This window comes from Marinobacter albus (genome assembly GCF_030238305.1).
Taxonomy (GTDB): Bacteria; Pseudomonadota; Gammaproteobacteria; order Pseudomonadales; family Oleiphilaceae; genus Marinobacter; species Marinobacter albus.
The window spans coordinates 22,814-47,281 of sequence record NZ_JASSQD010000002.1; the positions used below are offsets into that span (position 1 = coordinate 22,814).

The following is a 24,468-nucleotide window of genomic DNA, read 5'->3' on the forward strand; positions in this document are numbered from 1 at the left end:
CAGACCGGAAAAATTGTGCACGGACAGCTGCCTCAAAATAACAAAGGGCCCTCAGATGTGGTTGACCACCATGTACAGGCCGACACCACCCATCACCAGGGTATAGGGAAAAGCCATGATCACCATGCGCCCGTACGACAGGCGAACCAGGGGCGCAATGGCCGAGGTCAGCAGGAACAGGAACGCAGCCTGGCCATTGGGGGTGGCGACACTGGGCAGGTTGGTGCCGGTGTTGATGGCGATGGCCAGGTCCTGGAAATGCTCGTAGCTGATGCTGCCGGCATCCAGCGCCTGTTTTACTTCGCTGATGTACACGGTGGCCACGAAGACGTTGTCGCTGATCATGGAGAGCACCCCGTTGGCAATGAAGAACATGCCAGGCTGTTGACCCTCGGGCAGGGACAGGACGTAATCGATGATCGGCTTGAACAGGTGCTGCTCGTGGATCACCGCCACCACGGCGAAAAACACCACCAGCAGGGAGGTAAATGGCAAGGATTCCTGGAACGCCTTACCGATCTGGTGTTCATCGGTGATGCCGGTGAACGAGGTGATCAGGATGATCACCAACAGGCCGATCAGGCCAACCTCGGCCAGGTGAAAGGCGAGACCGACCACCAGAATGCCGGCGGCGATGGCCTGCACCCAGAGCGCGGCCTGATCGGCCTTGGTGCGCTTGGCCCGTTCGTTCTCGGCAAATTCTTCCAGCACCTGACGGACCGGCCTGGGCAAACGCCCGCCGTAACCAAACCAGCGCAGCTTCTCCAGGGCCCAGCAGGTAAACAGGCCGGCCGCGAGCACCGGAAGGCTGACCGGCGCCATGTGCAGGAAGAAACCGGCGAAATCCCAATCCACCACCTTGGCAATCAACAGGTTCTGGGGCTCACCCACCATGGTGGCAACCCCGCCCAGGGCGGTACCGATGGCACCGTGCATCAACAGGCTGCGCAGGAAGGCCCGGAAGTTTTCCAGATCCTCCCGGTGCAGTTCGACCACCTCCTCGTCACTGCCGGCGTTGTGGTCTTTGTGGTGATAGCCCTTCCCGGACGCCACCTTGTGGTAGACCGAGTAGAAACCCACGGCCACGCTGATGATCACCGCGGTGACGGTCAGGGCATCCAGAAATGCGGACAGCACGGCAGCGGCGCTGCAGAACAGCAGGGACAACGCCGACTTGGAGCGCACCCCCACCAGGATCTGGGTAAAGGTCACGAGCAGCAACTCTTTCATGAAGTAGATGCCGGCCACCATGAACATCAACAGCAGAATCACCGGGAAGTTGGTGAGCACTTCGAGGTACACCGCGTCCGGCGTGGTCAGGCCGATGAGCAACGATTCCACCGCCAGCAGGCCGCCCGGCAACAGCGGGTAGCATTTCAGCGCCATGGCGAGGGTGAAAATGAACTCTGCGATCAGGAGCCAGCCGGCGGTCCCCGGCCCCAACAGATACATCACGATAGGGTTGGCGATCAGGAACAGCAGGATGACCTGTTTGTACCAGACTGGCGCCTTGCCAAGGAAATTGTGGGTAAAGCCGGAGATGACGGTTGTGGGCATTGCGGGTTTCTTCTAAAAAAACGGGTTACTGGAAGGGTGCGGCAGAAAGCCCGCATCTTCCTTGATATTTGTGTACCGGGGTATGGTCCGAAGGTACGCTTTGCGACCACTTTTGGTCCTGGCAACAAGAACGCACGGAGGGGTCAGCCACCCGCAAGACATTCGTACCATTACAGGAATACAGTGAAAACGCTGGCCGCATTTTAACCGATTTCTAGCGCCATGCGGGCACCGGGGTCAAAAAATAAAACAGAACCGCCTAACGATGCTTCCACTCCGGGGTTCGTTTTTCCAGGAACGCATCCAGCGCTTTCAACGCGTCCGACAGCTCCGACATCAGGGCGTTGTTCAGCGCATTGTGCACTTTCGGGCGATTCAGCCTGATCAACGCAACCGCACCGTCCCTCTCTAGCAATATGTTGTTGTATGTCATGACATCTCCGGATCACCCAATCAAAATAAAACCCCAAATACCTTTGTAAAAGGTATCCAAGGAGTCTTAGCCAATCCAATTATAAAGCAATATGTTGACATATAATTTTCAAGAGGCGTATGTTGAATGACACCGTAGTGGTCCTTATTGGACCGATCGCCAATGACCAGCAAAAACCGACAACAACAGGTGAATCACATGGAAACTGGCCTGACCCACCAACCCGACCGCCGCTCCCCCATGATTCAAAGCGGAGCCTGGAACGACAAACTCATTACCGACTACCTGGACCAGGCGGTCACCCATACCCCGGACCGGGAAGCCATTGTCGGATATCAAGTTACCGGGGACACCCGAACCGCTCTCACCTACCGGGAACTGAATGACACCGTCACCCGCATGGCCGCTGGCCTGGCCGGCCTGGGCATCGGGAAGGGTGATGTGGTGGCCTGCCAACTGCCCAACTGGTGGCAAACCACCGCCCTGCACCTCGCTTGCATGCGCATCGGCGCCATCCTGAATCCGCTGATGCCCATCTTCCGCGAGCGCGAACTGCGGTTCATGCTCAAGCACGGGGAGGCCCGCCTGCTGGTCATTCCGAAGCTGTTCCGCAACTTCGACTACGAAGCCATGGTCGATGGCATCCGGGCCGAACTGCCTGACCTGAAAACCCTGTTGGTGATCGGCGGCGAGGGCGATCGCAGCTTCGAGCAACGCCTGCTCGACACCGCCTGGGAAGAACAGCAGGACACCGACGCATTGTTCCGGGAGCGCCAGCTCGGTGCCGACGATGTCATCCAGATCCTCTACACCTCCGGCACCACCGGCGAGCCCAAGGGGGTGATGCACACCTCCAACACCCTGTTCTCCAATGTCCGTCCCTACGCGGACCGGCTGCACCTGGGTTCGGACGACAAGGTCCTGATGGCCTCACCCCTGGCCCATCAGACCGGCTTCATGTACGGCATCATGATGCCCATCTACCTGGGTACCACCGCCATCCTCCAGGACATCTGGGACGCCGAGTACGTGTGCAAAGTGATTGCCGCCGAGCAGCCGGCCTTCACTATGGCGGCCACGCCCTTCCTGGCGGACCTGGTGAAAGCGGCCCCCAGGCACGAGGGCGAACTGGATTCCCTGCGCATCTTCGTATCGGCAGGTGCCCCGATCCCCAGCGCGGTGGTGGAACAGGCCGGCAAGGTGTTGAAGGCAAAGATCGTTTCGGCCTGGGGCATGACCGAGAACGGCGCGGTCACCATGACCTGCCCGGAAGATCGCCCCGAGCGGGCAAGCCAGTCCGACGGCAAGGCCCTGCCCTGGATGGAAGTGAAAATCACCGACTTCCAGGGTAATGACCTGCCCGCCGGCGAAGAAGGTAACCTGCTGGTCCGCGGCGCGAGCCTGTTTGTCGGCTATCTCAAGCGTCCGGAACTCTACGGCGTCGATGAGGACGGCTGGTTCAGCACCGGCGACCTGGCGGGCATGGACCAGGACGGTTACATCCGTATCACCGGTCGCACCAAGGACGTGGTGATACGCGGCGGCGAAAACATTCCCGTGGTTGAAGTGGAAAACCTGCTCTACAAATTCCCCGGCCTCGTCGATGTCGCCCTGGTGGGCTGCCCGGACGACCGGCTCGGAGAGCGGGTGTGCGCCTACGTAACCCTCGACGACAACGCCACGGGCGTCACCCTGGACGAGGTCAACGGGTACCTGCTCGAACAGAAACTGTCCAGGAATTACCTGCCCGAATTCCTTGAGGTCATCGACGCCATGCCTCGCACCGCGTCTGGAAAGATCCAGAAATTCAAGCTGCGTGAACAGGCCAGAGCGGTTCACCCGGAGCCGGCCAGGCGCAGCTAACCCGTTTACCGACACACACAGGAGCACACCATCATGAGAGGCCTCAACGGAAAAACAGTCATCGTCACCGGTGGCGGCGGCGGCATTGGCCGCGCCGTATGCCTGCGCTTTGCCGAGGAAGGCAGCCTGGTGGCCGTTCTGGACCGGGACGAGGGGGCGGCTCAGGCCACCGTCGATCGGATCACCGAAGCCGGCGGAAAGGGCCGGGCCTACACCGCGGACATCACCGATTACGCCGCCATCACCGAAACCGTCGCAGCCATCGAGAATGACCTGGGCGTGCCCACCGTTCTGGTCAACAACGCCGGTTTCGACCGCTTCCTGCCCTTCCTCAAGACAGACCCCAAACTCTGGGATCAGTTGATTGCGGTGAACCTGACCGGTGCCCTGAACATGCACCACGTGGTGCTGCCCCGGATGGTGGCGGCCGGTGGCGGCAAGGTCGTCAACGTGGCCTCGGACGCCGCCCGGGTCGGCTCCTCCGGCGAATCCGTCTACGCCGCCTGCAAGGCCGGCCTGGTGGGCTTCAGCAAAACCGTTGCCCGGGAACTGGCCACCAAGAACGTGTGCCTGAACGTGGTCTGCCCCGGCCCCACCGATACCGCCCTGCTCAAGGGCGTCGCCGAAAGCGCCCCGAATCCGGAAAAACTGCTGGAAGCCTTTCGCAACGCGGTACCCATGAAGCGGCTGGCGCAGCCGGAGGACTACCCGGGGGTGATTGCCCTGCTTGCCAGTGATGACGCCAACTTTATTACCGGCCAGGTCATCAGTGTATCCGGTGGCCTGACCATGGCCGGCTGAACGGCCTTTTTCACAAATACGGAGAACCGACCATGACCTACGAAGACATCCTGTACGACGAAACCGACGGCATCGCGACCATCACCATCAACCGCCCGGAACGCTATAACGCCTTCCGCGGACAGACATGCATGGAACTGATCGACGCCTTCAATCGCGCTGGCTGGAACAAGGACATCGGGGTGATCGTCTTTACCGGCGCCGGCGAGAAGGCCTTCTGTACCGGCGGCGATCAGGGTGCTCACGAAGGCCAGTACGATGGCCGCGGACTGATCGGCCTGCCGGTGGAGGAACTGCAACGCCTGATCCGGGAAGTGCCCAAGCCGGTCATCGCCCGGGTGAACGGCTTCGCCATCGGCGGCGGCCATGTCCTGCATGTGATCTGCGACCTGAGCATCGCCTCGGAAACCGCCATCTTCGGCCAGGTCGGCCCCAAGGTGGGCTCGGTTGATCCGGGGTTCGGTACCGCCTACCTGGCACGGGTGGTGGGCGAAAAGCGGGCCCGGGAAATCTGGTACCTGTGCCGCAAGTATTCCGCCCAGCAGGCGCTGGAATGGGGGCTGGTGAATGCGGTGGTCCCGCCGGAGCAGCTGGATGAGGAAGTCCGCCAATGGTGCGACGAGATCCTCGAAAAGAGCCCCACGGCCCTGAGCATCGCCAAGCGGTCCTTCAACGCCGACAGCGACAACATCGCCGGCATCGGCGCCCTCGGCATGCAGGCCCTGAGCCTTTACTACGACACCGACGAGTCCAAAGAGGGCGTGAGCGCCTTCAAGGAAAAGCGAAAGCCCGAGTTCCGCAAGTACTACAAGTAGGCCGAAGGCCCGGAGACCACCATGAATTTCGCATTCAACGAAGAACAGAAGGCGATCCGCGAAGTGGTCGCCCGCTTCAGCACCGAGGTGCTGGCGCCGGGCTACCGCAAGCGGGATCAGGCGGGTGTCATCGAACGGGATGTCATCCGGCAGCTTGGCGAGATGGGCCTTCTGGGCGGTGAGCTGTCCGAAGAGTTCGGGGGCAGCGGCATGGATTGTGTCACCAGCGGCCTGATCATCGAGGAGATCTCGAAAGGGGATTTCAACGTGGGCTACATCCCCCTGCTGGCGTCCCTGAATGGCCAGATCATCGCCAGCCACGCGACCCCGGCCCTGGCAACAGAGTGGCTGTACGGCATAACCGCTGGCCAGAAGGTGGCCTGCATCGCCCTGACCGAACCCCATGGTGGCTCGGACGCCGCCAACCTGCGCCTGAAGGCCGAGAAGAAAGGCGACGCCTACCTGCTCAACGGCGAGAAAACCTCCATTTCCATGGCCGACCAGGCCGATGTGGCGGTGGTGTTTGCCCGCACGGGCACGGTGGAGCAGCGGGCCTCTGGCATCAGTGCTTTCCTGGTCCCGATGGACAGCCCGGGCATCACCACTACCCGGTTCGAGGACAATGGCCAGCGTGCCATCGGCCGCGGCTCCATCTTCTTCGACAACGTGGAAGTGCCCGCCAGCAACATGATGGGTGTCGAGGGTAAAGGCTTCAAACAGGTGATGCAGGGGTTCGACTACAGCCGGGCGCTGATCGGCCTGCAGTGCCTGGCCGTGGCCCAGCAGTCGTTGGATGAGACCTGGCAGTGGCTGACCGAACGCACGGCCTTCGGTCAGAACCTGTCCGCGTTCCAGGGCCTGACGCATCCGCTGGCGGAATACCAGACCTACGTTCAGGCGGCGCGCCTGCAGTGCTACCATGCGCTCTGGCTCAAGGACAACAACCTGCCCCACAATGCCGAGGCAGCCATGAACAAGTGGTGGGGGCCGAAGCTGGCATTTGATGTGGTCAAGCAGTGCCTGCTGGCCCATGGCCACACCGGCTGGGGCGAGGATCTGCCGTTTGCCCAGCGGCTTCGGGACGTTCTGGGCCTGCAAATAGGTGACGGCACCGCGCAGATCATGAAGAATATCATTGCTCGCGAGTACCTACCCAAGTAATGCGCCCCCTGACCGACGCGATTCGGGGCGCCGATGCATACCTTCCTGGGCATCCGGCCGGGAAGGGACAGACAGGAGCTCAGATGATCGTCAACGAATCCGGCGGTATTCCGAACCGGCTGTTTTTCCGCCTGTTCCAGACCGGAAACATCCTCCAGCGGCAGGTTCAGAATGAAATGGGGATCAGCGCGGTGCAGTGGGCGGTGCTGGGGGCGCTGTCACGGGAAGGGTTTGAAGACGGAACGTCCTTCAACCAGCTCAAGGAGTACCTGCACGTCAGCCGGCAGAACCTCGACGGCGTACTGAAACGCATGGAGCGGGATGGTCATGTGGTGCGAATTACCGATCCCCAGGACCGGCGCGCCCGACTGGTGGTGCTTACCGAATCCGGTCGGGAATTCTGGAACAAGCTGCAGGACACCATCACCGAGTTCTACCAGCAAGCCCTGCAGGGATTGAGCTTCGATGACGGAGTGAGTCTGCTGCACCTTCTGAAAAAACTGCAACGGGACCTGAGCGGGATTTCGCTTGGCGATAAGCCCGGCCAATGAATATGGCCGGGCCAACAACCCAGACTAGCCGGCAGCGCTGACGGTAACGCCAGACGACGACCTTTCAACAGCTTCGGCCAGCATCTCGGCGGTAATCGCCGACAGGGTCCAGCCCAGGTGACCGTGACCGGTGTTGTAGAACACGGTCGGCAGGCGACCCGGACCCACGCGCGGCATCATGTTGGGCAGCATGGGGCGCAGTCCGGCCCAGGGCACAACGCGGCGGGTGCTGACCCCCGGGAAACATTCCTCGACCCAGCGGGTCAGCGGCTTGATCCGGTCATCCCGGATATTCCGGTTGAAGCCGTTGAATTCCGCCGTCCCCGCAACGCGGAAGCGGTCATCGCCGAGCCGGCTGGTCACCAGCTTGGTGGCGTCGTCCAGCAGGCTGACTGTCGGCGCAGCCTTCTGGGAAGCCTCGTCATCCAGCTGGACGGTGATGGAATAGCCTTTTACCGGGTAGATATTCACCCGGTCGCCCAGCTTCGCCGCCAGTGCCCGACTGCCGGTGCCCGCGCAGATCACCACTCCGTCAAAGGTGTCGCGATTCTGCTGTTCGCCGTCGTAGGCAGTCACCCAGGCGTTGTTCTGATCTGCACTGAGTTCGGTTACGGTGTGCCCGTAGCAGGTCTTGACGCCGAGGCGCAGGATCGCCTCGGCCAGGCCATTGGTGAACTTGTGGATATCACCGGTTGAATCGCTTTCGGTGAAGAAGCCACCGTAATAGGTTCCGGCCAGGGTGGGCTCGATCGACTTCATTTCCTCCGGGGTGACGGCCCGGCGCTCGAGACCGCCGGCAGCCAGCAGCTTGGAGACGTTGGCAGCGTGATCAAAACCGTCCTTGTCACGATAGATGTGCAGGATGCCCTGCTTCTTCAGGTCAAAATCAATGCCCTCGTCCTGCGCCCACTGGAACAGGTGTTCCCGGGCGGCAATGGCCATGCGCGCAGTTTCGGTGGTGTTCTGCTCATACTGGGGAATGGCGGCGATAAACTCCGCGAACCAGCTCAGCTTGTGCCAGGACGGCTTGGGGTTGACCAGCAGGGGGGCATCACTTCGGAGCATCCACTTCATGCCCTTCATGATGGTCTGCCAGTTGTTCCAGACCTCGGCGTTGGAGGCTGACAACTGGCCACCATTGGCGAAGGAGGTTTCCATCGCGGCATAGCGGTGCTTTTCGTAAACGGTGACATCAAGGCCGCGCTTGGCCAGGGTATAGGCGGTCGTGATACCGGTGATACCACCGCCAATTACTGCAATTCGCTTCATACAACCATCTCCAGGAGGCGTCCAGGGTTTCCTTCCTACCCACAGTGGTAGAAAGCACCCCTTCCGTCACGGAACCTGAGAGATTCACGCGCCGATTCAACGGAATCGGCGGCTTGCTCCTTCGGTGTGCCGACTGACGCAGTCGTCGACAGCTCTTCGGAAAGTTTTCAAGTTAGCGGTCCTTTTGCCTGAGAGTTTCCGGGGCAGTTGCTCCTTCGGCGCCGGTCGCACAGCAGTGCAACACAGTCTCTCCCGCTAACAAGTCTGGCTATGAGCCAGTCTGCTTTGCAAAATAGCAAAAAACGCGGTTCTACAAAACCTTTAGCTGCGACAACCCGATTTGGCACCGGACAGCGGTGAAGCTATTCGACCGTCACGCTCTTGGCCAGGTTGCGCGGCTGATCCACGTCCGTACCCTTGAGGACGGCGACGTGGTAAGACAGCAACTGCAGCGGAACCGTGTAAACAATCGGGGCGGTGATTTCATGCACCGACGGCAACTGCATGACGTGGATATGTTCTTCCGGTCTGACGTCAGCCGACTGGTCAGCAAACACAAAGAGTTCACCGCCGCGGGCCCGGACTTCTTCCAGGTTGGACTTGAGCTTCTCCACGAGGTCGTTGTTGGGGGCCACGGTCACGACCGGCATTTCACTGTCCACCAAGGCCAACGGTCCGTGCTTCAGCTCGCCCGCCGGGTAGGCTTCCGCGTGGATGTAGGAGATTTCCTTGAGCTTGAGAGCACCTTCCAGAGCAACCGGGAACTGCGATCCCCGCCCGAGGAACAGGCTGTGGTTCTTGTCCATGAACGCCTTGGACATCTCGGCAATGTCCCCATCCAGGGCCAGCACCTGATCGACCTGACCCGGGAGCTGGTGAATCGCTTTCACGATGTCGGCTTCCCGCTGCTCATCCAGGCCATTATGGCGGGCCAGGGCCAGGGTGAAGATCAGCAACGCCGTGAGCTGGGTAGTGAAGGCCTTGGTGGAAGCCACACCAATCTCCGGGCCCGCCTGGGTCATGATCACCAGATCGGATTCCCGGACCAGGGAACTGCCGGGAACGTTGCAAATGGCGAGCGCGGCCCGGAAACCGGCCTGTTTGGCCTGGCGAAGAGCTGCCAGGGTATCGGCCGTTTCTCCGGACTGGGAAATGCACAGGAACAGGGTGTCCCGCTGGATCACGTGCTTGCGATACCGGAACTCGGACGCCACCTCAACGGAGCACGCCACACCGGCCAGCTCCTCAATCCAGTACCGGGCGACCATACCGGCGTGGTAGCTGGTGCCACAGGCGATGATTTGAACGTGGTTCACGTCCTCCAGCAGGTTGGCCGCCTCGGTGCCAAGGGCCTGTTCCAGGACACGGCTGTCGGTAATCCGGCCTTCCATGGTGGCCTTGATCACTTTTGGCTGCTCGTATATTTCCTTGAGCATGAAGTGGCGGTATTCGCCCTTGTCGGCGGAATCGGCACCGTGTTCGAAGCGGGTGACCTTGCGCTCCACCGGGGTCCCTTCACGGTCGTGGATGACCACCTTGTCCTTGTGGATGTCGGCGATATCGCCTTCTTCCAGGAACATGAACCGGTCCGTTACAGGCAGCAGAGCCAGCTGGTCGGAGGCAATGAAGTTCTCGCCAATACCGACACCGATTACCAGGGGACTGCCTTCCCGGCACACCACCAGGTGGTCCGGCTCGTCCGAATGCACAACGGCGAGGGCATAGGCCCCCCGCAGGCGGGCAATCGCAGCCTTGACCGAGGCGTACAGGTTGTCCATCTCCCGATAGTACTTCTCGATCAGGTGGGCAACCACTTCGGTATCGGTCTGGGAGGAGAACTCAAAGCCTTCGCTCTTCAGCTCCTCACGCAGATCCTGATAATTCTCGATGATGCCGTTGTGTACGATGGCCAGGCGTTCACCGGACATGTGCGGGTGGGCATTGATCTGCGAAGGTTCTCCGTGGGTTGCCCAGCGGGTGTGGGCAATGCCCAGGTGCCCGGTTAGCGGGTTTGTGTTGATGGCATCGCTCAGGGACGCAACCTTGCCCACTTCCCGTGCCCTCTGCACCACGGTTCCGCCATCGATCACCGCCATTCCGGCGGAGTCGTAGCCCCGGTACTCCAGACGACGCAGTCCCTCCAGAAGAATGCCCTGAACGTCCCGTTCCGAAACCGCACCTACAATCCCACACATGCTGCTTTCACCTGTCCTGTAAGCTAATCAATCGGTTTTCTTCGGCCGTTCCCAGCCGGAAATATTACGCTGGCGACCACGGGCCACTGCAAGTTCATTGTCGGCCACGTCCCTGGTGATGGTCGAGCCGGCACCAATGGTGGCATCCGCGGCAACAGTGACCGGAGCGACGAGGGAGCTGTTAGAGCCAACAAACACGCCGTCGCCGATCACCGTCTGGAACTTGTTAACTCCATCATAGTTGCAGGTGATGGTGCCTGCACCCACATTCACATTACGGCCCAGGGCGGCATCGCCAACGTAGCTCAGGTGGTTGATTTTACTGCCCTCACCTACGATGGCCTTCTTGGTTTCTACAAAGTTACCAACCTTGGTGTCGGCGGCGAGGTCGGTGCCGGGACGCAGCCGGGCAAACGGTCCGATCTGGGCGTTGGCGCCAATGCTGGCACCTTCAATGACGCTGTGGGCCTTGATCTGGGTGCCATCGGCAATGCGGGCATCCCGGATCACACACCCGGGACCGATGGTGACCTGACTGCCAAGCTCCACTTTGCCCTCAAACACGACGTTCACATCAATCAGAATGTCGTTGCCGATGGTCAGTTCACCCCGGACATCAATCCGGGCCGGATCGGCCAGGGTCGCTCCCTCGGCCATCAGCCGCTCGGCTTCCCGGCGCTGGTACCAACGTTCGAGCTCCGACAACTGAAGCCGGTTGTTAACACCCTGAACCTCGAAAGGATCCCGCGGCTGGGACACCGAGATCGCTAGATCGTTTTGCACCGCCATGGCAATGATATCAGTGAGGTAGTACTCGCCCTGGGCATTGGCATTCGACAACGCCGGCAGCCAGGCTTTCAGATGCTTCGCAGAGACCGCAAGAATCCCTGTATTCACCTCGCGGATCGCCTGCTGGGCCTCGCTGGCATCCTTCTGCTCTACGATCGACGTGACGTTGCCGGAGGCATCCCGGACAATCCGCCCGTAACCATTTGGATCCTCAAGGGTGACGGTCAGCAGGCCCAGGGTTTCGTCGTCCAGTCCTGCAACCATGGCCTCCAGGGTATCCCGGCGAGTCAGCGGTACATCCCCATAAAGCACCAACACCCGCGCGTCGTCCGGCAGATCCGGCAACACCTGGGCGACGGCATGGCCGGTGCCCAGCTGTTCGCTCTGGACCACCCAGTTTACGGTCGCTTCAGCGGTAACTGAACGGACCTGGTCCGCGCCATGTCCAATTACGGCGTGAATCTTTTCCGCACCGAGCTGTTTGGCAGTCCCGATCACGTGGTGGAGCATCGGCCTACCTGCCACAGCGTGCAGGACTTTCGGCAACGCGGATTTCATTCTCGAACCCTGACCGGCGGCCAGAATCACAACGTGTAACGGGCTCATGGACAAATCAGACCCCCGGAGTCTCTGGATTTTGTGTCATTAAACGAAAAAAGCCGCAACCCGGATGGCCGGAGTTCCAACGGTAGGCGTTGGATTTCCAGCCGCTCAGGATGCGGCGTTGGTGTTCGGCAAACCCGAAACGAAAATGCTTAACGCATTTTGTTACGCAGCTGCTGGATGGTACGAAGCTGCGCAGCAGCCTCGGCCAGTTCTGCAGCGGCACGGGAGTACTCGAATTCACCGGTCTTGTTGGCAAGTGCTTTCTCGGCTTCTTTCTGTGCCTCGAGAGCAGCGGCTTCGTCCACATCCTTGGCACGGACCGCGGTATCAGCCAGCAAAGTTACCAGATTGGGCTGGACCTCCAGATATCCGCCGGACACGTAAAGAATTTCTTCCTCACCGCCCTGCTTGATGATCCGAATGGGGCCCGGTTTCAGCTCGGTCAGCAGCGGGGTGTGACCCGGGGCAATGCCCAGGTCACCTTCAGAACCCGCCGCGATCAGCATTTCAACCAATCCGGAATAGATCTTTGTTTCGGCACTTACCACATCACAATGCACGGTTATACCCATGTCAGTTGCCTCTCTGATCGATCCGGAAACAAGTGCAACGGCTCAGTTTACTTCTCGGCCTTGCTCTTCATTTCCTTCGCTTTCTCGACCGCTTCCTCAATGGTACCAACCATGTAGAACGCCTGCTCAGGCATATCGTCATAGTCGCCGTTGAGGATGCCCTTAAAGCTGCTGATAGTCTCCTTCAGAGACACGTACTTGCCGGGAGAACCGGTAAATACTTCAGCAACGTGGAACGGCTGGGACAGAAAACGCTCGATCTTACGGGCACGGGATACAACCAGCTTGTCTTCTTCCGACAGCTCATCCATGCCCAGGATGGCGATGATGTCTTTCAGTTCCTTGTAGCGCTGCAGGTTGGTCTGCACGCCACGGGCAACTTCGTAATGCTCGTTACCAATAACCAGTGGATCCAGCTGACGCGAGGTGGAATCGAGTGGATCGATCGCCGGGTAGATACCCTTGGAGGCGATATCACGGCTCAGTACCACGGTCGCATCAAGGTGCGAGAAGGTGGTTGCTGGTGACGGGTCGGTCAAGTCATCCGCCGGTACGTAGACCGCCTGGATCGACGTGATGGAACCGGTCTTGGTCGACGTGATCCGTTCCTGCAGCTCACCCATCTCTTGGGCCAGAGTCGGCTGGTAGCCTACCGCAGACGGCATACGACCCAGCAGTGCCGATACCTCGGTACCCGCCAGGGTGTAACGGTAGATGTTGTCGACGAACAGCAGGACGTCACGACCTTCGTCACGGAACTTCTCGGCCATGGTCAGGCCGGTCAGCGCCACACGAAGACGGTTTCCGGGAGGCTCGTTCATCTGGCCGTAGACCATCGCTACTTTATCAAGGACGTTGGAGTCCTTCATTTCGTAGTAGAAGTCGTTACCTTCACGAGTCCGCTCACCAACACCCGCGAATACGGAGAGACCGGAGTGCTCTTTCGCGATGTTGTTGATCAGCTCCATCATGTTTACGGTCTTGCCGACACCGGCGCCACCGAACAGGCCAACCTTACCACCCTTGGCGAACGGGCAGATCAGGTCGATAACCTTGATGCCGGTTTCCAGCAGGTCGGCAGACGCTGCCTGATCAGCATAGCCCGGTGCCTTACGGTGAATCGCCCAACGCTCGTCTTCGCCGATCTCGCCGGCTTCGTCGATGGGGCGGCCCAATACGTCCATGATACGGCCGAGGGTCTTGGTACCAACCGGTACCGAGATTGCCTTGCCAGTGTTTTCTGCTTTCAGGCCACGCTTAAGGCCTTCGGTGCTGCCCATGGCGATGGTACGAACAATTCCGTCACCCAGCTGCTGCTGGACTTCCAGAGTTGTTTCGCCACCTTCAAGCAGCAGTGCGTCATATACGTTGGGTACGGAGTCACGTGGGAATTCCACGTCGATAACCGCGCCAATGATCTGAACGATTTGTCCGCTACTCATGCTCGGTTCCTCGTTATCTTAAGTAGTCAATAAAACCAGTTGGATTGTTTACGGGATCAGACCGAAGCCGCGCCGCTCACAATCTCCGAAATCTCTTGGGTGATGGCTGCCTGACGCGCCTTGTTATAGGCCAACTGAAGCTCGTCCATAATGTCTCCGGCGTTATCAGTTGCGCTCTTCATGGCGATCATCCGGGCTGCCTGTTCACATGCCAGATTCTCTACCACACCCTGGTATACCTGGGATTCAATAAATCGTGGCAGAAGGCCATCGAGGATCTGCCTGGCATCGGGCTCGTAGAGATAATCCCACTGGTTTTTGATCTCTTCTTCGTCATCGCTCTCAGGCAGGGGCAGAAGCTGCTCCACCTTCGGGCTTTGGGTCATGGTGTTAACGAATTCGTTGCTCACTACATAAAGGCGATCAATCTTGCCTTCAGAGTACGAATCGAGCATGACCTTGACGTTGCCGATGAGTTTTTCAGAGCTCGGGCTGTCCCCCAGATGGGTCAGCGCCGCAACGACGTTACCGCCGTAGCTCCGGAAAAAGGAGGCGCCTTTCTGCCCGATGGCGCACAGTTCAACTTCGACTCCTTTTTCTTTCCACGCTCGCATTTCACGGACAAGCGCTTTAAACAAGTTGCCGTTCAGACCACCGCAGAGGCCACGATCAGTGGACACCACGATATAGCCAACGCGCTTAACTTCACGGTCGACCATAAACGGATGCTTGTACTGAGCGTTCGCCTTGGCAATGTGCCCGATCATCTGACGCATCTTTTCGGCGTACGGGCGAGTTGCCTGCATGCGCTCCTGAGCCTTACGCATCTTACTCGCCGCAACCATTTCCATGGCGCTGGTGATTTTCTGCGTGCTCTTGATGCTTGAAATCTGGTTACGTATTTCTTTGCCGACGGCCATAACTCACTGCCTTCTCAAGTTAGACACTCGTTGCTACGAAAATCGGCCCGCGACAAAGGTCGCAGGCCCGTTTTCTTACCAGCTCTGAGTGGTCTTGAATTTCTCAAGTGCAGCTTTCAGGCCGGAAGCGATTTCGTCGTTGAAATCACCTTTCTCGTTGATCTTGGCGAGCAGGTCTTTCTGTTCGGCGCGCATCCAGTCGAGCAATTGCGCTTCGAACTTAACAACCTTGTCGACATCAACGTCGTCCAGGAAGCCTTCGTTGGCTGCAAACAGAACCGTACCCATTTCAGCCACTGACATCGGGCTGTACTGGTTCTGCTTCATGAGTTCCGTTACACGCTGACCGTGTTCCAGCTGCTTGCGGGTTGCTTCGTCAAGGTCGGAAGCAAACTGTGCAAACGCCGCCAATTCACGGTACTGAGCCAGTGCCAGACGGATGTTACCGCCAAGCTTCTTCATGATCTTGGTCTGGGCTGAACCACCTACCCGGGATACTGAGACGCCGGCGTTCATCGCCGGACGGATGCCGGAGTTGAACAGGTTGGTTTCCAGGAAGATCTGGCCGTCGGTAATGGAGATCACGTTGGTCGGTACGAACGCAGACACGTCGCCGGCCTGGGTTTCGATGATCGGCAGCGCGGTCAGGGAACCGGTCTTGCCTTTCACTTCACCACCTGTGAACTTCTCAACGTAATCCGCGTTCACCCGGGACGCACGCTCCAGGAGACGTGAGTGCAGGTAGAATACGTCACCCGGATAGGCTTCACGGCCCGGCGGACGACGCAGCAGCAGGGAGATTTGGCGATAAGCGACAGCCTGCTTGGACAAATCATCGTAGATGATCAGCGCGTCTTCACCACGGTCACGGAAGTACTCACCCATGGAGGTACCGGCGTACGGCGCCAGGAACTGGGTAGCGGCCGGATCGGCAGCGCCGGCGGCAACCACGATGGTGTGATCCATGGCGCCATGCTCTTCCAGCTTGCGCACAACGGCGGCAATAGAAGACTGCTTCTGGCCGACAGCGACATAGATACACTTAATGCCGCTGCCTTTCTGGTTGATGATCGCGTCGATGGCGACCGCGGTCTTACCGATCTGGCGGTCACCGATGATCAGCTCACGCTGGCCGCGACCGATCGGTACCATGGTGTCAATCGCTTTCAGACCCGTCTGAACCGGCTCATCAACGGACTGACGCTCGATGACGCCCGGTGCAACCTTCTCGATCGGAGATGTCAGGCTCGTGCCCAGATCGCCCTTGCCGTCGATTGGGTTACCCAGTGAGTCCACCACGCGGCCGATCAGCTCCGGACCGACCGGAACTTCCAGGATACGACCGGTACAACGAACCTTCTGGCCTTCTGCCAGGTCTTCGTAGTCACCGAGAACAACCGCACCTACGGAATCACGCTCCAGGTTCAGAGCCATACCGAAGATGCCGTTGGCAAATTCAATCATCTCGCCGTACATAACGTCGGCAAGACCGTGGATCAGTACGATGCCGTCAGAAACCGACAGGATCGTACCTTCGTTTTTTGCTTCGGAAGAGATGTCGAGCTTCTCGATTCTCTTCTTAATGATGTCACTGATCTCGGATGGATTCAGTTGCTGCATGCCAATATCCTCAAACCTTGTGCTGAAATCAGGAGCCCAGAGCGTCGGCCAGCTTGGTCAGCTTTCCGCGTACAGAAGCGTCAATGACCAGATCGCCGGTGCGGATAACTGCACCGCCAATCAGAGACTTGTCCAATGACGCTGCGAGTGACACTGTCCGCTCGAGTTTCGTCGAGAGTGCCTGGGCGAGCTTCTGTTGCTGTTCGTCCGTCAGCTCGAAAGCTGCGGTAACTTCGATATCAACAGTGCGCTCCAGATCAGCCCGGTACGTGTTGAAGAGCGCTGAAATCTCGGGAAGAAGAGTCAGCCGACGGTTTTCTGCCAGTACGGCGAAAAAGTTACGAACCTGTTCGGTGACGCCTTCTTCGGCGACCTCCAGAATCAGCTCGGCCTTCTTCTGCTCTTCCAGACCCGGATTCGCGAGAAGCTGTCGAATGCTTTTGTTCGCGGTGACCTGTCCGGCAATCGTCAGTACCTGGGACCACTCAGCCAGTTGCTCGTGCTCCTCGGCGGCCTTGAATGCTGCTTTTGCGTAAGGACGGGCCAGCGTTCTCAGTTCTGCCATGATGAACCTCGTCGTTTAAAGTTCTGCCGCCAGTTTTTCCAACATTTCGTTGTGCTTGGAGGCATCGACAGAGGTTTCCAGGATCTTCTCAGCACCAGCGACGGCAATAGCGGCGATTTCCGCACGCAGCGCGTCACGAGCCTGATTACGTTCCTGTTCAATTTCGGCCCTGGCCTGCTCAATCAGCTTTTCACCTTCCTTGCGAGCATCGTCTTTCGATGCTTCGACAATTTGGGCGGCGCGCTTGTTGGCCTGTTCGATAAGGCCGGCGGCTTGCTGCTTGGCTTCACGCAGTTCCTGAGCTGACTTTTCCTGAGCCAGTTCCAGATCGCGCGCCGCGCGGTCTGAGGCAGCCAGTCCGTCAGCGATCTTCTTTTGACGCTCCTGCAGTGCGGCCATGATAGGCGGCCACACGTATTTCATGCAGAAGACGACAAAGATAAAGAACGCGATGGCTTGACCAATCATCGTCAAATTAATGTTCACGTCTTCACCTCTCGCCTGTGTTGTTAAGAATCATCTGACCGGGTATCCCCGGCTGGCGACTCGATTAACCGGCGATCTGGCCGACGAACGGGTTGGCGAAGGTGAAGAACAGTGCGATACCAACACCGATCATGGTTACGGCGTCCAGCAGACCAGCAACGATGAACATCTTAACCTGCAGCATCGGGGTCATTTCCGGCTGACGCGCAGCGCCTTCCAGGAACTTGCCACCGAGGATACCAAAGCCAATCGCAGTACCCAGGGCACCCAGGCCAATCAGCAGTGCAACGGCAATCGCGGTCATTCCAACTACAGTTTCCATGATAACTCCCAGTTTTCAGTTAGGTTTTCAGTTTAACGGTTAGGGTTTAAAACTACGGCTTAATGGTGTCCGATCAGTGACTGTCTTCGTGAGCCATGCTCAAGTACACGATCGTCAACATCATAAAGATGAATGCCTGCAGGGTGATGACCAGGATGTGGAAAATCGCCCAGGGTACAGACAGCGTCCACTGAGCCCACAGGGGCAGCAGCGCGATCAGGATGAAGATCAGCTCGCCGGCGTACAGGTTACCGAACAGACGCAATGCCAGTGAGATCGGCTTGGCGATCAGGCTCACGCCTTCAAGCAGGAAGTTCACCGGCACCAGCAGGATCTTCAGGACCAGGTTGTCAGACGAGAACGGATGCAGGGTCAGCTCGCCCAGGAAACCGCCTACGCCCTTGACCTTCAGGCTGTAGAAAATGATCAGGAAGAAAACGGACAGGGACATGCCCAACGTCACGTTGACATCGGTGGTCGGTACGACCTTCATGTAATCGGCACCGGCCAGATGGAACAGCTGCGGCAGGAAGTCCACCGGTACCAGGTCCATCAAGTTCATGAGGAAGATCCAGCAGAAGATGGTCAGCGCCAGCGGGGCGATGACCTTGTTCTTGCCGTGGAAGGTTTCCTTGACGCTGTTATCAACGAACTCGACCATCACCTCGACGAAGTTCTGAAGCCCGCCCGGCTGATCGGAGGTCGCGCGCTTGGCCGCCATGCGGAACAGAAACAGGAACAGGACGCCGAGACCGACAGCCCAGCCCAGAGAGTCCACATGGACCGCCCAGAATCCCATATCGGACGCTTCCTGCGCCGTATGGGCCAGTGTCCAGGTGGTGTCTTCGATTACGGTTCCGTCGGCACGCTCATAGCCTGCCGGCAGCTTACCGTAGGTGAGGTTCTGGAGGTGATGCTGGATATATTCGGATGCACTTCCTGCCATAACGGTTTCCCAGGTCCAGTTAGCTTTGCTGCGTATTGCTGCCCGCCAGAAGCGGTGTCAACCAGTTGGTGACCAGCATGATCGCAAATGTTAAAAAAAGTGCCGCTATATCAAGCGGCTGAATCCATTTGAACACCATCGTGAAAAAGATGGCGCACAGGATGAGCTTGCCGGCCTCACCCTGGTAAAAAGAACTCATGATCTTCTTGGCAGACCGCGCGCCGGAGTAGCGGAATGCCTTAAGCGCAAAATAACCGTGGGGCAGAAGAAAAATGAGACCGCCCAATAGCGCTGAATAACCGGAAACCTGGCCCCGAAACAGTAAAAACGCCAGGCTGACGCAGACCAGTACCACACTTTCTATGACAAACCATCGTGCGATAGGCGGGCGGCGGATACCGCTCGGAGTCGTCTGCGTCATGTTCTTCCCGGGAGTACGGTGCCTTTACCCGATGCAGTTTAAAAATTAGACAAATACACCGATACGAGCGCCGCAGATTATATGTGTTCAATGTGCACGAATCAACAAAACCGGATTCCGCAAAAGCCGTTAAGAAAGGGCACAACGACTGACGTTGCGCGGGATTGGACACAAATAGGCGAGTCAGCGTACTGGCAACACTACATGTTGTGTAACGCAGGGATCACAAACTTTCGTAGGCGTCCGAAAGAATAAGATAAACGAGCCAAATTACTTGATATGGCCGAGGATACCGTCGAGTTCGTCCAGGGAACTGTACTCGATCACGAGTTTGCCCTTGCCGCGCTGGCCGTGGGCAATGGACACCCGGGCCCCAAGGCGTTCCGCCAGGTCGTCCTGCAGAGCCCGGATGTTCGGGTCCACCGCAGTGTGACCGGAGGCTTTCTGCCCCGGCTTCTCCTGCTGGACCCGGCGAACCAGGGCCTCGGTCTGGCGCACGGACAGGGACTTGGCCACCACCTGCTTGGCCACCAGCATCTGTTGTTCTGGCGGCAGGGTCAGCATGGCCCGACCATGGCCCATCTCCAGGTCACCGTGCTCCAGCATCAGGCGCACGTCTTCGGTCAGGCCGATGAGGCGCAGCAGGTTGGTGATGGTGGTACGGGATTTACCCACGGCCTCGGCGACCTGAGCCTGGGTCAGGCCGAATTCGTCCTGAAGCCGCTGGAGGGCGAAGGCCTCTTCGATAGGATTGAGGTTTTCACGCTGGATGTTCTCGATGAGCGCCATGGCAATGGCGGCTTCATCGGGGACGTCACGGATGATGGCGGGAATGCCGTCGAGTTCGGCCATTTGGGTCGCGCGCCAGCGGCGTTCGCCGGCAATCAGCTCGTAACGGCCCTCAGCAATGGGGCGAACCACCACCGGCTGCATGACGCCCTGTTGGCGAATCGAATCCGCCAGTTCCTGCAGCGCTGCGGGGTCCATATCCCTGCGCGGCTGGTATCGGCCACGCTGGATCAGGTCGATCGGAATCTCGCGCAGTTCGCCGTCGTGGCCCTTCAGCTCCTGATCAAGGTTAACCTTGGAGCCCGCCAGCAGGGCGCCCAGTCCGCGCTCGCCCAATCCTCGTTTCTTCGCCGCCATGGTGTCAGTCATTCTTCCCGTTGAAATTCGTTGTGCGTTATTGAGTGACAGGGCGGTATGTTACACCGCAACCGGCGCGGATGTCTTTTTAGAGCCATGGCGACGAACCATCTCGCCGGCCAGGGCCAGGTAGGCCACCGCGCCCTTGGAGGCACGGTCATATTTCAGCGCAGGCATGCCATAACTCGGCGCTTCCGCCAGCCGGACGTTCCGCGGAATGACGGCCCGGTAGACCTTGTCGTCGAAGTACTCGCTGAGCTGAGCGGAAACATCCAGCGTCAGACTGTTACGGGGATCGTACATGGTGCGAAGGATGCCTTCGACCTGTAGCTCCGGATTGACCGTTTCCTGGATCTGTTCGACCGTGTTCATCAGCGCCGCCAGACCCTCCAGCGCATAGTACTCGCACTGCATGGGAATCAGCACGGAATCCGCCGCCGACAGGGCGTTGACCGTGAGCAGGCTCAGGGAAGGCGGGCAGTCGATGAGAATGTATTCGTAGTTATCGCGAACCGTGTTGAGTGCCAGGCGCAGGCGATGCTCCCGGCCAATCTCGTTCATCAGCTCCACTTCCGCCGCGGTCAGGTCGCCGTTGGCGGGCAGGATATCGAAACCGGAGGCTTCGGCCAGAAAGATCACCTCGGCAGCAGACGCTCGCTTGGTCAGCAGGTCGTAACCGGAAAGGTCCAGGGCATTTTTATCGACACCACTGCCCATGGTGGCGTTGCCTTGGGGATCCATGTCCACGAGCAGGACCCGGCGCTTGGTGGCGGCGAGGGACGCAGCAAGGTTCACGCAGGTGGTGGTTTTACCCACACCGCCTTTCTGATTGGTCACTGCAATCACGCGCGCCATGTCTCGCCTCCTGTTCGCGGGTTACTGGGAATGTTGTGCCCGGGCGATCACCAGCAGGTGTCGTTCACCATCGGCGCCGGGAACTGCCAGGGACTGGTGGGATTTTACCCGCCAGCCGGCCGGAAGGGCAGCCACCTCATCATCCGGAAACTGGCCTTTCATGGCAAGGAACTCGCCCTCATTTGCCAGCAAATCGCCACACCACGCCACCAGGTTGTCGAGCGCGGTGAAGGCCCGACTGCTGATCTGGCTGAACGGCTGTTCCGGCGCGCACGCTTCGGCCCGGCCGTGGATCACCTCGACGTTGGACAGGCCCAGCTCCAGCACGCACTGATTGAGGAAACGGGTTTTCTTGCCATTACTGTCGAGCAGGGTGAACCGACGTTCGGGCAGGGCAATGGCCAGCGGGATCCCGGGCAGGCCGCCACCGGCGCCAACATCCAGCAGATGGCCGGTGGTGACCCAGGGCAGGATGCTCAGGCTGTCCAGCAACTGCCGCGACACCATCTCCCGTTCATCGCGGACAGCGGTCAGATTGTAAGCCCGGTTCCATTTGTTGAGCAGGGCCAGGAAGTCCAGCAGTTGTTGTTGCTGGGCATCGCTCAGGGACAGATCCATCGCTGCCAGCCCATCCCGGAGCTGGCGCTGCCAGAGTTCGTTGGTCATAGGATCGGATCAGGCACTCTGTTTACGCAACAGATCGCGTTTCTTCAGGTGCACCAGGATCTGGCTGACCGCCGCAGGAGTAACCCCCTGGACCCGGGACGCCTGAGCCACGGTCTCCGGACGGACGGTCTTGAGTTTCTGCTTGATCTCGTTGGACAGGCCGCCGATGACGTCGTAATCCAGGTCCACCGGCAGGGCCGTGTTCTCGTTGCGCCGCAGACGCTCGATCTCGTCGGCCTGACGCGAAATGTAACCCTCGTACTTGATCTCGATCTCGACCTGAGCGGCGACGGTCTCGTCGTCGGCGCGCTCGACCCCAATCTCGGCAATGTGGCTGTAGTCGATCTCGGGGCGACGCAGCAGCTCGGCCAGTGACTGGTCGCGGTTCATCGGCTGCTTGAGGAAATCGTTGGCGCGCTCGCCGGCGTCGGTGTTCGGATGAATGCGGGTCGATTCCAGACGGCTGCGCTCGCGGCCAATCGCCTCGCGCTTGTCGTTGAATTTCTGCCAGCGATCCTCGTCCACCAGACCGAGATTGCGGCCGGTCTCGGTCAGGCGCAGGTCGGCGTTGTCTTCGCGCAGGATCAGGCGATATTCCGCCCGGCTGGTGAACATGCGGTACGGCTCGCTGGTACCCATGGTGATCAGGTCATCCACCAGGACTCCCAGATAGGCCTCGTCCCGACGGGGATACCATTCTTCTTTCTCCTGGGCCCGCAAGGCGGCGTTGATACCTGCCAACAGACCCTGGGCACCCGCTTCCTCGTAGCCGGTGGTGCCGTTGATCTGACCGGCAAAGTACAGGCCCTGGATGAACTTGGTTTCCAGGGTATGGCGCAGGTCCTGCGGATTCAGGAAGTCATACTCGATGGCGTAGCCCGGCCGGGTGATGTGGGCATTCTCAAACCCCGGGATCGACCGCACGGCCTCGAGCTGGATATCGAATGGCAGACTGGTGGAGATGCCATTCGGGTAGAGCTCGTTGGTGGTCAGGCCCTCGGGCTCAACAAAGATCTGGTGCGAGTCCTTGTCGGCAAAGCGATTGACCTTGTCCTCAATGGACGGGCAATAGCGTGGGCCCACGCCCTCGATGTTGCCGGCGAACATCGGTGAGCGATCAAAACCGCTGCGGATAATGTCATGGGTCCGCTCGGTGGTGCGGGTGACGTAGCAACAGATCTGTTCCGGGTGCTGGTCCCGGCTGCCGGTAAAGGACATCACCGGCGCGGGGTTATCCCCCCACTGTTGCTCCATCACCGAGAAATCCACGGTGCGGGCATCAATGCGCGGTGGAGTACCGGTTTTCAGGCGGCCGACATTAAACGGCAGTTCGCGCAGACGTTGGGCCAGCGCGTTCGCCGGCGCATCGCCGGCACGGCCACCGGAGTGAGCCTGCATGCCAATGTGGATAACTCCGCCCAGGAAGGTGCCCGTGGTCAGGACGACGGTTCTGGCGTTGAAGCGGATGCCGGTCTGGGTGACCACGCCGGTGACCTGTTCGTTTTCCACAATCAGATCGTCCGCGGCCTGCTGGAACAGAGTCAGGTTGGGCTGATTTTCCAGTTCGTGGCGAATCGCCGCCTTGTACAGCACCCGGTCGGCCTGGGCCCGGGTCGCGCGCACGGCTGGCCCCTTGCGGCTGTTGAGCACCCGGAACTGGATTCCGGCCAGATCCGTCGCTTTCGCCATGGCTCCGCCGAGCGCGTCGATTTCCTTCACCAGATGGCTCTTGCCTATGCCGCCGATGGCCGGATTGCATGACATCTGGCCCAGAGTTTCAATGTTGTGGGTCAGCAGCAGGGTTTGGGAACCCATGCGCGCCGCAGCCAACGCGGCTTCTGTGCCGGCGTGGCCACCACCAATGACAATGACATCGAAACGGGTCGGAAAATCCACAGCTCACCTCGGAAATCGGGGGATAAAAACAGGCCGGCGAGTATAACGCCTGATCCATGAAATTGCAGTCGAAATGTGCAAATTTTAACCAGAGATCGGGCAGGTTGAAAGCCGATGCCACGCCAGCAGGGGTAAAACCCGGAGGATGAACCTGAAAATAGTGTAGTGGAAAACCGAAATCCTTAGTTTTTCAAACGTTTGTAAGTCGAATTTCAAAAAAGTTTTCAAGACAGTTATCCACACCCGAAACATCCGGCCAGAAGAGGCAAAACCACTTCTAACTAAATGTTTTTATTAATTTAAATAAAATATTTCCAGAGCTTATCCGAAGGTTGTCCAATAAATTATCCACAGATTTGGCGGCATCGCGACGCCGCAGGCAGGCCATCACAAGGCACAGGCAGTGAGTGGCTGCCAACCATCCTGTTTTAGTGCATGACAACTCCGGGAACATCCGGATACGCACCGGTTCTGTGCAGCCTTGATCGTCCCGACGCTGATTGCAGGCCCTGCACCGCCCGTGTTTGCTGGAACCACGGGCTTTGGCACGGATTTCGCCAGTCGTTACTGT

The 24,468-nt window shown here is 59.1% G+C and carries 23 protein-coding genes and 1 riboswitch; of the genes, 5 read left to right on the forward strand and 18 right to left on the reverse strand.

What is annotated here, in order from left to right:
* Window positions 1-51: 51 nt before the first annotated feature.
* Together nhaB and QQF73_RS11705 are read right to left on the reverse strand one after the other, a co-directional pair.
* The gene (nhaB, locus tag QQF73_RS11700) at window positions 52-1,557 is read right to left on the reverse strand and encodes a sodium/proton antiporter NhaB (protein ID WP_219867438.1); all 1,506 of its coding nucleotides are present in this window, start codon (window positions 1,555-1,557) and stop codon (window positions 52-54) included.
* A gap of 259 nt (window positions 1,558-1,816) precedes the next feature.
* A complete protein-coding gene (locus tag QQF73_RS11705) occupies window positions 1,817-1,990 on the reverse strand; it encodes an enoyl-CoA hydratase-related protein (RefSeq protein WP_219867439.1) in 174 nt (57 codons plus the stop codon).
* A 198-nt stretch (window positions 1,991-2,188) separates the two neighbouring features.
* Between QQF73_RS11705 and QQF73_RS11710 the strand changes: the two genes are divergently transcribed.
* From QQF73_RS11710 to QQF73_RS11730, 5 genes are all read left to right on the forward strand, one after another.
* On the forward strand, window positions 2,189-3,853 hold the full coding sequence (locus QQF73_RS11710; RefSeq protein ID WP_285368666.1) for an AMP-binding protein: 1,665 nt from the start codon (window positions 2,189-2,191) through the stop codon (window positions 3,851-3,853).
* 33 nt (window positions 3,854-3,886) lie between these two features.
* Window positions 3,887-4,654: an SDR family NAD(P)-dependent oxidoreductase gene (locus QQF73_RS11715; protein ID WP_219867440.1), complete on the forward strand. Its 768-nt coding sequence runs from the start codon at window positions 3,887-3,889 to the stop codon at window positions 4,652-4,654.
* 32 nt (window positions 4,655-4,686) lie between these two features.
* Complete coding sequence (locus QQF73_RS11720) at window positions 4,687-5,469, forward strand: enoyl-CoA hydratase-related protein (RefSeq protein WP_219867441.1); 783 nt, start codon at window positions 4,687-4,689, stop codon at window positions 5,467-5,469.
* A 21-nt stretch (window positions 5,470-5,490) separates the two neighbouring features.
* Window positions 5,491-6,630 (forward strand): cyclohexanecarboxyl-CoA dehydrogenase, encoded by a 1,140-nt coding sequence (gene aliB / locus QQF73_RS11725; RefSeq protein WP_285368329.1) that lies wholly within the window; start codon window positions 5,491-5,493, stop codon window positions 6,628-6,630.
* 83 nt (window positions 6,631-6,713) lie between these two features.
* A complete protein-coding gene (locus QQF73_RS11730; protein ID WP_219867443.1) occupies window positions 6,714-7,181 on the forward strand; it encodes a MarR family winged helix-turn-helix transcriptional regulator in 468 nt (155 codons plus the stop codon).
* 24 nt (window positions 7,182-7,205) lie between these two features.
* Here QQF73_RS11730 and QQF73_RS11735 read toward each other — a convergent pair whose 3' ends face one another.
* The 16 genes from QQF73_RS11735 to mnmG form a co-directional block, all read right to left on the reverse strand.
* Window positions 7,206-8,450 carry a D-amino acid dehydrogenase gene (locus QQF73_RS11735; RefSeq protein ID WP_219867444.1) on the reverse strand — a complete coding sequence of 415 codons (1,245 nt, stop codon included), beginning with the start codon at window positions 8,448-8,450 and terminating at the stop codon, window positions 7,206-7,208.
* A gap of 166 nt (window positions 8,451-8,616) precedes the next feature.
* Window positions 8,617-8,715, reverse strand: a riboswitch (glycine riboswitch).
* A 97-nt stretch (window positions 8,716-8,812) separates the two neighbouring features.
* Window positions 8,813-10,645, reverse strand: a complete 1,833-nt coding sequence (glmS, locus tag QQF73_RS11740) for a glutamine--fructose-6-phosphate transaminase (isomerizing) (RefSeq protein WP_219867445.1) — start codon at window positions 10,643-10,645, stop codon at window positions 8,813-8,815.
* Window positions 10,646-10,672: 27 nt separating this feature from the next.
* Window positions 10,673-12,040, reverse strand: a complete 1,368-nt coding sequence (glmU, locus tag QQF73_RS11745) for a bifunctional UDP-N-acetylglucosamine diphosphorylase/glucosamine-1-phosphate N-acetyltransferase GlmU (RefSeq protein ID WP_219867446.1) — start codon at window positions 12,038-12,040, stop codon at window positions 10,673-10,675.
* Window positions 12,041-12,189: 149 nt separating this feature from the next.
* Window positions 12,190-12,612 (reverse strand): F0F1 ATP synthase subunit epsilon, encoded by a 423-nt coding sequence (locus tag QQF73_RS11750; RefSeq protein ID WP_041341952.1) that lies wholly within the window; start codon window positions 12,610-12,612, stop codon window positions 12,190-12,192.
* A gap of 47 nt (window positions 12,613-12,659) precedes the next feature.
* A complete protein-coding gene (gene atpD, locus QQF73_RS11755) occupies window positions 12,660-14,054 on the reverse strand; it encodes a F0F1 ATP synthase subunit beta (protein ID WP_219867447.1) in 1,395 nt (464 codons plus the stop codon).
* 56 nt (window positions 14,055-14,110) lie between these two features.
* A complete protein-coding gene (atpG, locus tag QQF73_RS11760; RefSeq protein WP_219867448.1) occupies window positions 14,111-14,974 on the reverse strand; it encodes a F0F1 ATP synthase subunit gamma in 864 nt (287 codons plus the stop codon).
* 75 nt (window positions 14,975-15,049) lie between these two features.
* Window positions 15,050-16,594 (reverse strand): F0F1 ATP synthase subunit alpha, encoded by a 1,545-nt coding sequence (atpA, locus tag QQF73_RS11765; protein ID WP_219867449.1) that lies wholly within the window; start codon window positions 16,592-16,594, stop codon window positions 15,050-15,052.
* A gap of 28 nt (window positions 16,595-16,622) precedes the next feature.
* Window positions 16,623-17,159 (reverse strand): F0F1 ATP synthase subunit delta, encoded by a 537-nt coding sequence (locus QQF73_RS11770; protein ID WP_285368330.1) that lies wholly within the window; start codon window positions 17,157-17,159, stop codon window positions 16,623-16,625.
* Between the two features lie 15 nt (window positions 17,160-17,174).
* On the reverse strand, window positions 17,175-17,645 hold the full coding sequence (locus QQF73_RS11775; protein WP_219867451.1) for a F0F1 ATP synthase subunit B: 471 nt from the start codon (window positions 17,643-17,645) through the stop codon (window positions 17,175-17,177).
* 64 nt (window positions 17,646-17,709) lie between these two features.
* Window positions 17,710-17,967 carry a F0F1 ATP synthase subunit C gene (atpE, locus tag QQF73_RS11780; RefSeq protein WP_012138088.1) on the reverse strand — a complete coding sequence of 86 codons (258 nt, stop codon included), beginning with the start codon at window positions 17,965-17,967 and terminating at the stop codon, window positions 17,710-17,712.
* 73 nt (window positions 17,968-18,040) lie between these two features.
* A complete protein-coding gene (gene atpB, locus QQF73_RS11785) occupies window positions 18,041-18,913 on the reverse strand; it encodes a F0F1 ATP synthase subunit A (protein WP_219867452.1) in 873 nt (290 codons plus the stop codon).
* A gap of 19 nt (window positions 18,914-18,932) precedes the next feature.
* Window positions 18,933-19,334, reverse strand: a complete 402-nt coding sequence (locus QQF73_RS11790) for a F0F1 ATP synthase subunit I (RefSeq protein WP_219867453.1) — start codon at window positions 19,332-19,334, stop codon at window positions 18,933-18,935.
* 270 nt (window positions 19,335-19,604) lie between these two features.
* Entirely contained in the window at window positions 19,605-20,480 is an 876-nt protein-coding gene (locus QQF73_RS11795; protein ID WP_219868112.1) for a ParB/RepB/Spo0J family partition protein, read from the reverse strand.
* Window positions 20,481-20,540: 60 nt separating this feature from the next.
* Window positions 20,541-21,335: a ParA family protein gene (locus QQF73_RS11800; RefSeq protein WP_219867454.1), complete on the reverse strand. Its 795-nt coding sequence runs from the start codon at window positions 21,333-21,335 to the stop codon at window positions 20,541-20,543.
* Between the two features lie 21 nt (window positions 21,336-21,356).
* Complete coding sequence (gene rsmG / locus QQF73_RS11805) at window positions 21,357-22,001, reverse strand: 16S rRNA (guanine(527)-N(7))-methyltransferase RsmG (RefSeq protein ID WP_285368331.1); 645 nt, start codon at window positions 21,999-22,001, stop codon at window positions 21,357-21,359.
* Between the two features lie 9 nt (window positions 22,002-22,010).
* Window positions 22,011-23,897 (reverse strand): tRNA uridine-5-carboxymethylaminomethyl(34) synthesis enzyme MnmG, encoded by a 1,887-nt coding sequence (mnmG, locus tag QQF73_RS11810; protein ID WP_219867456.1) that lies wholly within the window; start codon window positions 23,895-23,897, stop codon window positions 22,011-22,013.
* Window positions 23,898-24,468 lie beyond the last annotated feature (571 nt).

Bases quoted from the DNA above. Each gene is read 5' to 3' on its own strand.
- atpE (WP_012138088.1), bottom strand. From the start codon at position 17,967: ATGGAAACTGTAGTTGGAATGACCGCGATTGCCGTTGCACTGCTGATT.
- rsmG (WP_285368331.1), bottom strand. From the start codon at position 22,001: ATGACCAACGAACTCTGGCAGCGCCAGCTCCGGGATGGGCTGGCAGCG.
- glmU (WP_219867446.1), bottom strand. From the start codon at position 12,040: ATGAGCCCGTTACACGTTGTGATTCTGGCCGCCGGTCAGGGTTCGAGA.
- aliB (WP_285368329.1), top strand. From the start codon at position 5,491: ATGAATTTCGCATTCAACGAAGAACAGAAGGCGATCCGCGAAGTGGTC.
- QQF73_RS11705 (WP_219867439.1), bottom strand. From the start codon at position 1,990: ATGACATACAACAACATATTGCTAGAGAGGGACGGTGCGGTTGCGTTG.
- QQF73_RS11770 (WP_285368330.1), bottom strand. From the start codon at position 17,159: ATGGCAGAACTGAGAACGCTGGCCCGTCCTTACGCAAAAGCAGCATTC.
- glmS (WP_219867445.1), bottom strand. From the start codon at position 10,645: ATGTGTGGGATTGTAGGTGCGGTTTCGGAACGGGACGTTCAGGGCATT.
- QQF73_RS11795 (WP_219868112.1), bottom strand. From the start codon at position 20,480: ATGGCGGCGAAGAAACGAGGATTGGGCGAGCGCGGACTGGGCGCCCTG.
- atpA (WP_219867449.1), bottom strand. From the start codon at position 16,594: ATGCAGCAACTGAATCCATCCGAGATCAGTGACATCATTAAGAAGAGA.
- QQF73_RS11710 (WP_285368666.1), top strand. From the start codon at position 2,189: ATGGAAACTGGCCTGACCCACCAACCCGACCGCCGCTCCCCCATGATT.
- QQF73_RS11715 (WP_219867440.1), top strand. From the start codon at position 3,887: ATGAGAGGCCTCAACGGAAAAACAGTCATCGTCACCGGTGGCGGCGGC.
- QQF73_RS11790 (WP_219867453.1), bottom strand. From the start codon at position 19,334: ATGACGCAGACGACTCCGAGCGGTATCCGCCGCCCGCCTATCGCACGA.
- QQF73_RS11800 (WP_219867454.1), bottom strand. From the start codon at position 21,335: ATGGCGCGCGTGATTGCAGTGACCAATCAGAAAGGCGGTGTGGGTAAA.
- atpG (WP_219867448.1), bottom strand. From the start codon at position 14,974: ATGGCCGTCGGCAAAGAAATACGTAACCAGATTTCAAGCATCAAGAGC.
- atpD (WP_219867447.1), bottom strand. From the start codon at position 14,054: ATGAGTAGCGGACAAATCGTTCAGATCATTGGCGCGGTTATCGACGTG.
- QQF73_RS11730 (WP_219867443.1), top strand. From the start codon at position 6,714: ATGATCGTCAACGAATCCGGCGGTATTCCGAACCGGCTGTTTTTCCGC.
- nhaB (WP_219867438.1), bottom strand. From the start codon at position 1,557: ATGCCCACAACCGTCATCTCCGGCTTTACCCACAATTTCCTTGGCAAG.
- QQF73_RS11720 (WP_219867441.1), top strand. From the start codon at position 4,687: ATGACCTACGAAGACATCCTGTACGACGAAACCGACGGCATCGCGACC.
- atpB (WP_219867452.1), bottom strand. From the start codon at position 18,913: ATGGCAGGAAGTGCATCCGAATATATCCAGCATCACCTCCAGAACCTC.
- QQF73_RS11735 (WP_219867444.1), bottom strand. From the start codon at position 8,450: ATGAAGCGAATTGCAGTAATTGGCGGTGGTATCACCGGTATCACGACC.
- QQF73_RS11750 (WP_041341952.1), bottom strand. From the start codon at position 12,612: ATGGGTATAACCGTGCATTGTGATGTGGTAAGTGCCGAAACAAAGATC.